At 75.2% G+C, this 12,719-nt stretch carries 9 protein-coding genes and 1 pseudogene; 7 read left to right on the forward strand and 3 right to left on the reverse strand.

Annotated features, from left to right (window positions below):
• Together ACZ63E_RS43230 and ACZ63E_RS43235 are read left to right on the forward strand one after the other, a co-directional pair.
• Positions 1 to 180 (forward strand): annotated as a pseudogene (locus ACZ63E_RS43230) (catalase); the annotation flags it as partial.
• A 94-nt stretch (positions 181 to 274) separates the two neighbouring features.
• Positions 275 to 1,246, forward strand: a complete 972-nt coding sequence (locus ACZ63E_RS43235) for a YdcF family protein (RefSeq protein WP_465342129.1) — start codon at positions 275 to 277, stop codon at positions 1,244 to 1,246.
• Here the strand turns inward: ACZ63E_RS43235 and ACZ63E_RS43240 are convergent.
• The 3 genes from ACZ63E_RS43240 to ACZ63E_RS43250 are packed head-to-tail and all read right to left on the reverse strand — an operon-like array spanning position 1,236 to position 4,281.
• Positions 1,236 to 2,444: a glycosyltransferase gene (locus tag ACZ63E_RS43240; protein WP_465342130.1), complete on the reverse strand. Its 1,209-nt coding sequence runs from the start codon at positions 2,442 to 2,444 to the stop codon at positions 1,236 to 1,238. The genes ACZ63E_RS43235 and ACZ63E_RS43240 overlap by 11 nt on opposite strands.
• Positions 2,441 to 3,271 carry an SDR family NAD(P)-dependent oxidoreductase gene (locus tag ACZ63E_RS43245; protein ID WP_465342131.1) on the reverse strand — a complete coding sequence of 277 codons (831 nt, stop codon included), beginning with the start codon at positions 3,269 to 3,271 and terminating at the stop codon, positions 2,441 to 2,443. The genes ACZ63E_RS43240 and ACZ63E_RS43245 overlap by 4 nt, the downstream gene beginning before the upstream one ends.
• Entirely contained in the window at positions 3,268 to 4,281 is a 1,014-nt protein-coding gene (locus tag ACZ63E_RS43250) for an alpha/beta hydrolase (RefSeq protein ID WP_465342132.1), read from the reverse strand. Before ACZ63E_RS43250 ends, ACZ63E_RS43245 begins: the two co-directional genes overlap by 4 nt.
• A 446-nt stretch (positions 4,282 to 4,727) precedes the next feature.
• Between ACZ63E_RS43250 and ACZ63E_RS43255 the strand changes: the two genes are divergently transcribed.
• From ACZ63E_RS43255 to ACZ63E_RS43275, 5 genes are read left to right on the forward strand one after another with little or no spacing between them, the layout of a single operon-like run.
• The gene (locus tag ACZ63E_RS43255; RefSeq protein WP_465342133.1) at positions 4,728 to 5,366 is read left to right on the forward strand and encodes a hypothetical protein; all 639 of its coding nucleotides are present in this window, start codon (positions 4,728 to 4,730) and stop codon (positions 5,364 to 5,366) included.
• Between the two features lie 26 nt (positions 5,367 to 5,392).
• Entirely contained in the window at positions 5,393 to 7,087 is a 1,695-nt protein-coding gene (locus ACZ63E_RS43260) for a fatty acyl-AMP ligase (protein WP_465342134.1), read from the forward strand.
• On the forward strand, positions 7,084 to 11,259 hold the full coding sequence (locus tag ACZ63E_RS43265; protein WP_465342135.1) for a beta-ketoacyl synthase N-terminal-like domain-containing protein: 4,176 nt from the start codon (positions 7,084 to 7,086) through the stop codon (positions 11,257 to 11,259). Before ACZ63E_RS43260 ends, ACZ63E_RS43265 begins: the two co-directional genes overlap by 4 nt.
• On the forward strand, positions 11,256 to 12,257 hold the full coding sequence (locus ACZ63E_RS43270) for an MFS transporter (protein ID WP_465342136.1): 1,002 nt from the start codon (positions 11,256 to 11,258) through the stop codon (positions 12,255 to 12,257). Before ACZ63E_RS43265 ends, ACZ63E_RS43270 begins: the two co-directional genes overlap by 4 nt.
• Positions 12,176 to 12,709, forward strand: coding sequence for a hypothetical protein (locus ACZ63E_RS43275; RefSeq protein ID WP_465342137.1), 534 nt, complete (start codon positions 12,176 to 12,178; stop codon positions 12,707 to 12,709). The genes ACZ63E_RS43270 and ACZ63E_RS43275 overlap by 82 nt, the downstream gene beginning before the upstream one ends.
• The last annotated feature ends 10 nt before the right edge of the window (positions 12,710 to 12,719 follow it).

Genomic DNA, 12,719 nt, shown 5'->3' on the forward strand with positions numbered 1-12,719 from the left:
CACCTGCTCAACGGCGTGAGCGAGCCCGTGCTGGCGCGGGCGTTCGACTACTGGCGCAACGTCGACAAGGACGTCGGCGACCGGATCGAGTCGGGCGTGCGCGCCAAGCAGGACGAGAAGGACCCGAAGGCCGCCGACCAGGGCAACCCGGCGCGGTCGAGCATGCAGCACAAGGCCTGACGACTCGCGGCGGTCTCCGCTCCCGGGCGGGCGGAGACCGCCGCGGGCGTTCGGCTAGGTTGGCTTCCTCGGGGACCGATCAGGGAGGCCACGCTTGCGTTTTGCCGACGGGGTGCTGCCCGTCGCGGCCGCGGTGGCGCTGCTCGTGTTCGCCGTGCGGCTGGCGCACGAGCCGCGGCGGCTCGGCAACGCCGTGTGGCTCGGCGTCGCGCTCCTGCTGACCGGGTTGTGGCTGTTGCGCCAGGCGTTGCACCTGGACTGGCTGACACCGGTCGTGCTCGGGGTGATCGCCCTGGTCGCGCTGGCGCTACCGGTCGCCCTGCTCGTCAACGGCGCCCAGATGTGGCGCCGCGAAGGCCGTTCCACCGGGAATCTGCTGTCGCTGGCGCTCGGTGCCGGGATGATCCTCCTCGAGGCGCTGCTCTTCGTCCCGCTCGGCCGTTGGGGCGCGGCGGCCGTGGCCATCGCGGCGGTGCTCGCCGGGTACTTCGGGTTCCTGTTCTTCTCGCTCCTGGTCTATTCGGTGCTGTACAGCCGGATCGGCCGGCGCGGTGGCTTGGACGCCGTCATCGTGCTCGGCTGCGGGCTCGCCGGGGACGAGGTGCCGCCGCTGCTCGCCGGCCGGCTCGAGCGCGCGCTCCGGCTCTACACCCGCGAGTCCACCCCGCCGTTGCTGGTGGTGTCCGGCGGGCGGGGGCCGGACGAGAAGGTGACCGAAGCCGAGGCGATGCACGCCTACCTGCGCGAGCGCGGGGTGCCGGACGACCGGATCCGCCGCGAAGACCGGGCGCGCACGACCGAGGAGAACCTCCGGTTCTCGGCCGCGCTCCTCCCGGCCGACGCGCGCCGGGTGGTCGCGGTGACCAGCAACTACCACGTGTTCCGCGCGGCGGTCGAGTGCCGCCGCCTGCACCTGCCGTTCCACGCGGTCGGCTCCCCGACGGCCCGGTACTTCCTGCCGAGCGCGCTGCTGCGGGAGTTCGCGGCGCTGATCCTGCACTACCGCCGCACGACGATCGCCGCGTGCGTCGTGGTCGTGGCGGCCGGGGTGTTGCTCACGCTCTGATCTCCCGCAGGACACCGCACGCCCGCGCCACACCGTCCTCGGCCCGCAGCCGTGCGCCGACGTACTGCGCGCCCCGGCGGAAGAGCGGGTTGCCGGTGAGCTCGCGCAGCCGTGCGGTCAGCACGTCGACGTCCAGCTGCGCGAGGGGCAGCGGCCGCGGCCCGGCGCTGAGCCGGGAGACCCGGTCGCCCCAGTACGGCTGGTCGGAGAAGACCGGGCAGACGAGCGCCGGCACCCCCGCGCGCAACGCGGCCGCGGTGGTTCCGGCGCCGCCGTGGTGCACGACCGCCGCGGTGCGCGGGAACAGCCAGGAGTGCGGGACGTCGGTGACGGTGAGGATGTCGTCGGAGTCCTCTCCCGCGATGCCGAGCAGGCCTCGCAGCCCTGCTCGCCGCAGAGCTTCCCGGACGGTCCCGGCGGCATCCCCGGATTCCATGCTCCCGAAGCCGACGTAGACCGGCGGCGGCCCGGCCGCAAGGAAGTCGCGCAGCCGCGGGTCCGGGCGCCAGCCGTCGTCGGCGTCGAGGAACCAGTAGCCGGTGACGTGCACTCGTGGGGGCCAGTCGGGTGGGCGCGGCACGACTGCGTCGGAGAATCCGCAGAGCACGGGCCCGTTCCGCCGGGGCCCGCGGCGGCCGGCGGCGGGGAGGCCGAGGGTGGCCGTGCGCCAGCGGTCGATCTCGGGGCGCAGGAGCTGCCAGGCCAGGGTGTCGACCGCGGTGAAGCTCAGCTGCCGTCCCCACGCGCCGAGGTGGCGGGCGCGGGGCAGCAGGGGGTGCGCGAGGGCACGCGTCGGGATGCTTGGCTGGTAGTGGAGTTCGACGTTGGGGACGTCGAGGTGCGTGCCGAGGAAGCCGAGGGTGGGCGCGAGGACGAGGTCGGCGTCTTTCGTGCCGGTGTGGACGTCGGCGAGGAGACGGTCGAGGAGCGGGGTGAGGACTTCGCGGAGGCCGGAGAGGAACTTGAGCGGGTTGCGTCCGGTGGTCCAGGCGCCGCCGGCGGCCGAGCCGAGGATTTCGCCGGGATCGGCGGAGAGGGGCGCGAAGCCGAGGCCGTGCGTGGTGACGAGAGACCGAAACCGTTCGGCGGCGAGGATCCGGACGCGGTCGCCGTCGGCGGTGATCCCCTGGCCGAGCGCGACGCAGGGTTGGACATCACCGCGCGACCCGGGCGCGAGGATCACCACGAGTCGGCTCATCGCTTGGCCGCCGTCAGCCGGTACCGGAGGCGGAACGGCAGGCTGGCCAGCACCGCCGCCACCCGCGCGTCCCCTCCCACCAGGTACCTCGGCGCCGGGCGTCGGGCCGTCAGCGCGCGGACCACCACCTGTGCCGCCCGTCGTGGTGGCACTCCCGTCCGGGCCGACCGGGCCGCGCTGTGCTCGGCCGCCGCCAGCTGCGCGCCGTACCGCTCGAGCCCCGCCGGTGGCAGCAGCGACCGGACCTCCTCGGCCGCCGCTTGGGCGCGGGGCCAGATGGCCGTCGCCACCGCGCCCGGCTCGACCAGGACCACCTCGATCCCCTCCGGCGCCAGCTCGGCCCGGAGGCTGTCGGTCAACCCCACCAGCGCGAACTTCGACGTGTGGTACGGCCCGATCATCGGCCCCGCGATGCGGCCGCCGATCGAGCCGACCGTCACCACGCGCGCCGTCGAGGCTATCCGCAGCGCCGGGAGCATCGCGCGGGTCACCGCGAGCTGCCCGGTGACGTTCACGTCCAGCTGTTCGCGGAACGCCTCGAGCGGCACGTACTCCAGCGGCCCGGGCCGGGCCAGGCCCGCGTTGTTCACCAGGCCCCGCAGCGGGCCGCCGGCCGTGACGCGCCGGCCGCACTCCTCGATCGACGCCGCGTCGCGCAAGTCCATCCGCAGCACTGTGACCGCCTCGCCGTACGCGCGTTCGAGCTCCTTCTCGTCGCCGTCGGTGCGGACGCTCGCCCACACGTGCGCGCCGCGGCGGACCAGCTCCGCCACGCACGCGCGGCCGATCCCGCTCGACGCGCCCGTGACCACATAGGACGCCTTCACGACGCCAGCACCTGCAGCATCCGCGGCCACGTCTTGTGCAGCTGCTCCTGCCAGTACGCCCACTGGTGGGTGCCCGGCCCGTAGAGGTCCACCGTCGCCGGGACGCCGAGCGCGCGCAGCCGGCCGGCCATCGCCGTGGTCTGGCCGCCGCACAGGAACTCCAGCAGCATCGCGCCCGGCAGGACGTCGATCGGGAGCTTCGAGTCGAGCGGTCCCGGCAGGCCGTTGCCCGCCGACAGGTAGACCTCGGTCCCCCGCAGCCGCTCGGCGTTCACCAGCGGGTCGTGGGCGTCCCAGCGCGCCGACTCCCGACGCCGATCGCCCCACAGCGCCTCCGGGTCGAGGCGCGCCGAGCTGACGATCGCGTCGGTCAGCAGCTCCCCCGTCGGGCCGGTGGGGTTGAGGTTCCCGCTGTAGGACGCCGCGTAGCGGAACACGCCGGGCCGGCGCGCGGCCAGTTCGATCGCGCCGTAACCGCCGAGCGAGAGGCCGGCCGCGGCCCGCCGGCCGTCCCCGCGGTAGCCGCGGTCGATCAGCTGGGGCAGCTCGGCGGCCGTGAACGTCTCCCACTGGTTCAGCGCGATGTCCTTGCCGTAGTTCCACCAGTCGCTGAAGAAGCCCGCCGGCCCGGCGCCCGGCATGACGACCAGGACACCGGCGTTGTCGGCCAGCGCCCGGATGTCGGTGTTGGCGCTCCAGCCGCGGTAGTCCTGCAGGCGGGTCTCCCCGGCGAGCAGGTACACCGCCGCCCACTTCCGGTCCGGCTCGGCGGCCCAGTCCCGCGGCAGGATCAGCCGGACCATCGTGTAGGCGCCGACGCCGGTCGAGCGCACGGTCAGGTCGAGCACCCGCGGGTCACCCTCCACAGTGGACTCCGCGACGACGTGCGAGCCGTCGTCGGCCCGGGCGTCCGGGACGCCGGTCGCGGCCCGCGCCGGCGCCACCGGCACCACCAAGGCCACCGTGGCCACCACCGCGGCGGCGCCGAGCCACCTCCCAGATATGCGCATACGTATTCCTTTCCCCGGTCGATCGATCGAATCCGGAAAAGTGACGGCGATCACCCGGAAACCGCATCGGATGCGCGGTCAACCTAGAGGAAGAACGGTCCGCCCGGCAATTGTCCGGTCCCCGATCCCGTCGGACAATGTGAAGCGCAGGCAAACAAAACGACGCTTTTCCTCCCCCGTCAGGGTGAGGGTACGGTCACCGACCGTCATCAGAGTCGGACGGCCGTGCCACATCCCTGCACCAAACTCGCCAGTAACTTGAAAATCAGCAGGTCACCCCTTGTACACGAAGACCGTTTACGTTTTCTTGACGGGCTTCCGGTAACCGATTTCCTGTCGTAGCCTTCCCCTGCCGCCGGGCTCGGACCCCCTTGACCCCGTCCCCCGGCGCAGGTCCCAGCGCGGGGACCGCGAACCCTCGAGAACACTCCCCGAAAGGGCTTTTCATGCCTGCCCGAATTCGCTTTCCCCCGGCCCGCGCCGCCGCGCTCCTGATCGCCGTGGCCGCCGCGACCACCATTTCCGGGGCCGCCGGAAAACCGGCCGTCCCGCCGGCCGCGCTGCTGCCCGCCGAGTCGGTCCCCGGGAGCGGCCCGCGCGAGGTTTTCGACCTCGCCACCACCGCGCGATCGGCGCCGGAGCCTCAAGACGGGTGCGCGAACGTGACCCACGGCCGCCTGCTCGGCCCCGGAACCGCGACCGGGCAGGGCTTCCAGGCCGCGGTGCCCGGCGGTCAGGTGTCCGAGCTCGTCGCCCGCACCCCCGAACCGCCCGACCTCGCCGGCTGGACCGCGCAGGTCCGCCGGTGCGCGCAAGTCACCGTCGACGACCAGGACCTCCCCACGGTCTCGACCCTCACCCTGCGCACCGCGCCCGCCGTCCCCGGCGCGGAAACCCTTTCCTACCAGCAGGTCCTGACCCTTCCCGGCCAAGAGGCCGGGCTGCCGGGACTGCGCCTGCGCACCGTCGCCATCGCCGCCGGCACCGTGCTCGTCCTGCTCCGCGACGCCGGAGCGACCGATGTCGACCTCGACGCCCTGGCCCTCGCCGCGTGGCAGCACGCGCTCCCGCGGCTGGGTCGCTGACCCCGTTGAAGCAAGAGGAGAACCCGATGTCCCTGGAGCACACCGGCGGCGACACCCTGACCGCCTGCCTGCGGCACTGGGCGGCCGCAAAGCCCGACGAAGCCGCGCTCACGTTCGCCGACTTCAGCACCGAACGCGACGGGCGGCGGCGCACCCTCACCTGGCGGCAGCTGGCCGACCGCGTCGACGCCGCCGCGGCCGCGCTCCCGGTGCGTCCCGGCGACCGGGTCGCGGTCCTCTGCCCGCAGGGCCCGGACTACGTCGTCGGCTTCCTCGCCGCGATCACCGCGGGCGCGATCGCGGTGCCGCTGTTCGACCCGGGCCTGCCCGGCCACGCGGGACGGCTCGCCGCGGTGCTCGCCGACTGCACCCCCGCCGCGGTCGTCACGACCACGGCCGTCCAGGCGGCCGTCGAGGAGTTCGTCGACGTCCCGGTCGTCGTGGCCGATCGCCCGGGCCCCGCCCAGTCCTGGCCGGCGCCCGCGGCGGCCCCGGGCGACGTCGCGTACCTGCAGTACACCTCGGGGTCGACGCGCAGCCCGGCCGGCGTGGTGCTCACCCACACGAACGTGCTCAGCAACGTCGGCCAGGTCGTGCGCGGGCTCGGGCTCGACCCGGGCGCGGCCACCACGGTGTCGTGGCTGCCGCTGTTCCACGACATGGGCCTCGTCCTCGGCCTGGTGACCCCGCTGGCGCTGGGCCTGCGGTCGGTGCTGATGGACCCGCTCGCGTTCATCGAGCGGCCCGTTCGCTGGCTGGAGCTGCTCGGCGACCACGCCGGCGCCTGGAGCGCCGCGCCGAACTTCGCCTTCCACTACTGCGCGACCCGGGTGCGGGAGGCCGACCGCGCCCGGCTGCGGCTCGGGCGGGTCGCCGCGATCGTCAACGGCGCCGAGCCGATCAACCCGGACGTTCTCGACCGCTTCCACACCACGTTCGCCGCCGCCGGGTACCGGCCGGAGATGACGCGGCCCGCGTACGGCCTGGCCGAGGCGACCGTCTTCGTCACCACCGGCCCCGCCGCGGCTCCGCGCGTCACGACGTTCGACCGGGACGCCCTCTCCACGGGCACCGTGCGCCCGGCCGGCGACGGCGTCCGGCTGGTCGCCTGCGGGGTTCCGGCCGGTCAGGACGTCGCCCTGGTCGACCCGCACACCGCCGTCGCGGTCCCCGACGGGTCGGTCGGCGAGATCTGGGTGCACGGCCCGAACGTCGGTGAAGGCTACTGGCAGAAACCCCTCGAGAGCACCGAAACCTTCGGCGCTCAGCCCGCCGGCGGGCTGCCCGAGGGGCCGTGGCTGCGCACCGGTGACCTCGGCCTCCGCCACGACGGGGAGCTCTACATCGCGGGCCGCATCAAGGACCTGATCATCGTCGACGGCCGCAACCACTACCCGCAGGACGTCGAGGCGACCGCCGCGGCCGCCCACGGCGCGATCCGGCCCGGCAGCACGGCCGCGTTCGCGGTCGGCGGCGCCGACACCGAGTCCGTCGTCGTGGTCGCCGAGCACCGCGCCCACGACGAGCTGAGCGAGCAGGCGGAACGCGACCTCGTCACCACGATCCGGCGGCTCGTCGCCGACGCGCACGGTCTCGCGCTGCGTGACGTCCTGCTCGTCCCGGCCGGCCGGGTGCCACGCACCTCCAGCGGCAAGATCGCGCGCGCCGCCTGCCGCGACCGCTACCTCGCCGGTGACTACGGAAAGGCCCTGGCGCGATGAGAAACGACCCCACCCTCCGCCGGCGGCTGCTCGACCTGTTCGCCGAGCACCTCGGCGCCGACGTCGAGCCCGACCGCCCGCTCGCCGACTACGGCCTGTCCTCCCGTCAGGCCGTCGGGATCACCGCGGACCTCGAAGAGCTGCTGGGCGCCCGGCTTCCCGCGACCCTGCTGTGGGAGAACCCGACCGTCGACCACCTCGCGCGCAGCCTGGCCCCGGACGACGAGACCGAGCCGGAAACCCGGGCCACGGACCGCCGCCGGACCGACCCGGTCGCCGTGGTCGGCCTCGGCTGCCGCTGGCCCCGCGCGGACGGGCTCGAGGAGTTCTGGGACCTGCTGCGCAGCGGACGGGACGCCGTCCGGACCGCGCCGCCAGGCCGTTGGCACGCCGACGCGGCGCCGGTCGTCGGCGGGTTCCTCGACGACGTCGCCGGGTTCGACGCCGAGCACTTCGGCGTCACCCCGCGCGAAGCCGCGACGATGGATCCCCAGCAGCGCATGCTCCTCGAGGTCACCTGGGCGGCGCTGGAGCACGCCGGGATCGCGCCGGCGTCGCTGCGCGGCAGCCGCACCGGGGTCTACACGGGAATCGCCACACACGACTACGGCCACCTGACCATGGCCGGTGCCGAGCCCGATCTCGCGACGGCGACCGGCGCGGCGGGCAGCATCGCGTCGAACCGGCTGTCGTACTTCTACGACCTGCGAGGGCCGAGTATGGCCGTCGACACCGCGTGCTCGTCTTCGCTGGTCGCGGTGCACCACGCGGTGCGGGCGTTGCGCGACGGCGAAGCGGACCTGGCGCTCGCCGCCGGGGTGAACCTCATGCTGCTGCCCGCCCCGACCGCCGCGTTCGCCACCGCCGGGCTGCTGGCGGGCGACGGCCGGTGCAAGACCTTCTCGGCCGGCGCCGACGGCATCGCGCGGGCCGAAGGCTGCGGGGTCGTGGTGCTCAAGCGGCTTGCTGACGCCGAGGTCGACGGTGACCGCGTACTCGCGGTGATCCGGTCCTCGGCGGTCAACTCCGACGGCCGGTCGAACGGTCTCGCCGCGCCCAACCCCGTGGCCCAGCAAGCGATGCTGCGGGACGCCTACCGCGGCGCCGGGCTCGATCCGTCCACTGTGGACTACGTCGAGGCGCACGGCACCGGCACCCTGCTCGGCGACCCGATCGAAGCCGGCGCGCTCGGCGCGGTGCTGGGCGCGGGCCGCGACGCGGACGCGCCCCTGCTGATCGGGTCGGTGAAGACGAACATCGCCCACGCCGAAGCCGCGGCCGGGATCGCCGGGCTGATCAAGGTCGTCCTGGCGATGACCCACGACGAGCTGCCGCCGCAGCTGCACTTCACCACGCCGAACCCGCACATCCCGTTCGACGAGCTGCGGCTGCGCGTGGTCACCGAGCCGACACCGTGGCCGCGGCACAGCGGGCGGGCCACCGCCGGGGTGTCCGCCTTCGGCTTCGGCGGGACCAACGCGCACGTCGTGCTTGAGCAGGCCGCGCTCCCGGCTGCGCGCCCGGAAGCCGCCGGCGTCCGGATCGGGCTGCTGTCCGCCCGCACCCGCGACCGGCTCGCCGAGCGGGCGACGCAGCTGGCGGACTGGCTGGACTCCCCCGCGGCCGGCTCCCTCGCCGACGTCACGCACACGCTCTTCCGGCGGGACAACGGTGGGCGGCACCGCGCCGCCGTGGTCGCCGGGGACCGGGCCGAGCTGGCGACGCTGCTGCGGGCCGTCGGCGCCGGGGCCGACCCCTTGCCCGCGGGAGCGGTGACCGGGAGCGCGAATCCCGGCGAGGGCCCGGTTTTTGTGTTCTCCGGTCACGGCTCGCAGTGGCCGGGGATGGGCCGCGGCCTGCTGGCCGCCGAACCGGCGTTCGCCGCGCAGGTCGACAAGCTCTGCGACCCCTTCACCGAGCACACCGGGCGGTCGCTGCGCGCGCTGCTGGGCTCCGCCGGTCCGTTCTCACTGGCCGAAACCCAGCTGGCGATCTTCGGGACGCAGGTCGCGCTCGCCGCCCGGTGGGAGGCGCTCGGCGTCCGGCCCGCCGCGGTCCTCGGGCATTCGCTCGGGTCGGCGGCCGCGGCCGTCGTGAGCGGGGTGCTGACCGCCGACGAGGCCGTCCACCTGGTCGCGACCCGCGCGCGGCTGCTGGGCACGGTCCGGCCGGGCGGCGCGATGGCCGCCGTCGAGCTGACGACCGGCGAGCTCGCCGCGTACCCGGGGGTCGAGCTGGCCGTCGACTCCGCGCCGGGGCAGCTGACGGTGGCCGCGGACGCCGATGTGCTGGACCGGCTCGTCACGGAGCTGGAAGCCGCCGGCCGGACGGCGAGGCGGCTCCCGGTGGCGGTGGCCGGGCACTCGGCCGGCGTCGAGCCGGTCCTCGGCGACCTCCGGCACGCCTTGGCCGAGCTGGGCGGGCGGCGGCCGCTGGTGCCCTGGTACGACACGGTCCTGACCGACCCGCGCGAGCTGCCGGACTTCGACGCGCGGTACTGGGCGGCGCACCTGCGGCGGCCGGTGCGGTTCCGCCAGGCCGTCACGGCGGCGGCCGCGGACGGGCACCGCGTGTTCGTCGAGGTGTCCCCGCACCCGATCCTGCGGGGTTCGGTGGCCCGGACGCTGGCGGCCGCCGGAGTGGCGGACGCGGTGGTGACGGGGACGGTGCGCCGCGGCCAGGACGAGATCCGCGCGTTCGGCGCGGCCGCCGCGGCGGTGTACTGCGCGGGGATCGGGTTGAGTCTCGCGGAGCCCGACGACGGGGCGCGGCTCACCGACGTCCCGCCGATGCCCTGGCGGCACGAACGGTTCTGGTACACCGATCCAGAACCGGCCCCCGCTCGCCGGAGTCCGGCGAGTGCGGCGCCTCGCGCCGCCGGGGGTGACCGGCTCACCGAGATCGTCGCCGCCATCATGGGCCTGTCCCCCGACCGGCTCGACGCCGACGTCCCGCTCGTCGAGCTCGGGCTGGACTCCTTGATGGCGAACCGGATCCGCGAGGCCGTCCGGCGGGAGCTGGGCGCCGAACCCGACGCCGCCGCCGTCCTGCGCGGCGCCACCCTCGCCGACCTCAACCGCGATCTCGCGCCGCGCGAAGACGAGATTCCGCGACCGGCCCGCGGCCGCGCATGGGACGCCGCCGACCGGCTGGTCCTGCGGCTGTGGCGGGACCACACCGGTGCCGACGCGAGCGGCACGCACGTCCGGCTGTCCGGCGCCGCCCGGCCGGAGCCGCTCGCCCGGCTGCTCGCGGACGGGCTCACCACCGAGCTCGACACCCCCATCGACCCGGCCGAGCTGCTGCGGCACGACTCGCTCGCGGCCATCGCCGACGTCGCGCGTGCCGTCCTGGACACGCGGGAAGAACGCGGGCCCGTGCACCTGCTCTCACCGGGTGACGCCGGGACCCCGCCGCTGCTGCTGTTCCACCCCGGCGGCAGCACCTGCACCGTCTACCGGCCGCTGCTGGACCGGCTGCCCGGCGGTGTGCCGTGCGTCGGCTTCGAACGGGTGCCCGGCACGAGCATCGAAGAGCGCGTCGACCGCCTGCTCCCGCTGGTGCGGGCACGGCAGCCCCACGGGCCCTATCGCCTGGCCGGCTGGTCGTTCGGCGGTGCGCTCGCCTACGGCGTCGCCGCGCGGCTGGCGGAAGAGGGTGCCGAGGTCGAGCTCGTCGCGCTCGTTGACACCATGCTGCCGCTGCCGGAACCGGACCTCGACCCGCGGGCGTCGTCGGCCCGGCGGTTCCTGCGGTTCACCGGCTACGTCGAAGGCACCTACGGCCGGCCCGTCGCCCTCGGCCACGACGAGCTCGCGCCGCTGCCCGAAGAGGAGCAGATCGAGCTCACCATGCGCCGCGTCGCCGAAGCCGGGCTGCTGAGCCCGGGGGTGCTGCGGCACCAGCGTCAGTCCTTTTTGGACACTCTGGCCGCCGAACGCGGGACGCCCCGGCGCTACGACGGCCGGGTCGTCCTCTACCGGGCCACCGAGCCGTACGCCGCCGGGCTGGCGATGGAACCGCGGTACTCCCGCACGGACCTCGCCGCCGGCTGGGCGGACCTGTGCCCGCGGCTGGAGATCGTGCCCGTCGCCGCGCACCACCTCTCGGTGGTCGACCCGCCGCACGTCGACGTCGTCGCGCGGCACCTGGCGGGCCTGCTGTGGCCGTGACCCTGGTCCGGGCGTGGCCGCTGCTGGCCGTGCTCGGCGCGGGGCTACTGCTGGTCGCGGTCGACGCGACCGTGCTGCACGTCGCGCTGCCCGACGTCGTCCGGCAGCTGCGGCCCGGCGCCGCCGCCCAGGTGTGGATCGTGGCGATCTACCCGCTGACGGCGGCGCCGCTGCTGCTGCCGTTCGCCACCCTCGGCGACCGCTTCGGGCGGCGGCGGGTGCTGGTCACCGGCTACGTCGTGTTCGGGCTGGCGTCCCTCGGCTGCGCGCTCGCCCCCGGCGTCCCGGCGCTGCTCGCCGCGCGGGCGGCGCTCGGCTGCGGCGGCGCGATGATCATGCCGGTGACGATGTCGCTGCTGCGGGAGCTCTTCCCCGAGCGGCGGCAGCGGCGCACCGCGATCGCGGTGTGCAGCGGCATCGCCGGCGCCGGCTCGGTGTTCGGGCCGGTGCTCGGCGGGGTCCTCGTCGAGGCGTGGGGCTGGCGGGCGACGTTCCTGGTCAACCCGCCGGTGATCCTGGCCGCGGTGGTGGCGGCGCTGCGGTGGCTGCCGCGCACACCGCCGGGGCCGGGCCGGTGGGACGCGCTCAGCGCCGCGCTCGCCGCCGGCGGGGTGCTGGGGGTCGCGTCCGCCATCGGGCCGTCGGGGGGCGGCTTCGCGGCGGGCGCGGCCGGGTGCGTTCTGCTCGGCCTGTTCGTCCGGCGGCAGCGTCGTTCGCCGGAGCCGTTGCTGGACCTCGGGCTGTTCCGGCGGCCGGGCGTGCCGGGCGCAGTCGGCGGGGTGCTGCTGGTGATGAGCACGCTGGTCGGGCTGGGATTGCTGCTCGCCCAGTACCTGCAGGTGGTGCTCGGCCTCTCCCCGACGGCCGCGGCGGCGCGGCTGCTGCTGGTGCTCGGGGCGTCGGCGGCGGGAGCGTGGTGGCTCCGGGCCTGCTCGCGCGGTTCGGCAACGTCCGGGTCCGGACGGCGGGGTTCGCGGTGGCGGCGCTGGCGTTGCTGATCCCGGCCGCCGGCGGGTCGAGCTCACCGTGGTGGCTGGGCGGCGCGCTGGTGGGTTCGGGGTTCGGCATGGCGCTGGCGCTGACGTCGAGCACGGACACGCTGCTGTCGGCGGCCCCGGCGGACAGCGCGGGCGGCGCGGCCGCGGTCGAGAAGACGGGCTACGAGCTGGGAGCCGGCCTCGGGACAACAGTGTTCGGTTCCCTGGCGGCGGCGGTGTACGCAGCACGGCTGGTGGTGCCGCCTGGAGTGCCTCCGCCTGCTGCCCAGCTCGCGGCGGCAGGCCCGGCGCAGGCCGAGACGGCGGCACGAGGGTTGGCGGCGGCGGACGAACTGCTCGCGGCGGCGCGGGCGGCTTGCGCGGATGGGGTGCAGGTGGCGGCGGGAGTCGCTTGTGGACTGTTCGCGGTCGCTGCCGTGGTGTCGTTTTGGCGCCGGGGCAGGGTGATTTGACTCAAAATCA

It is taken from the genome of Amycolatopsis sp. NPDC104819, from assembly GCF_055583145.1.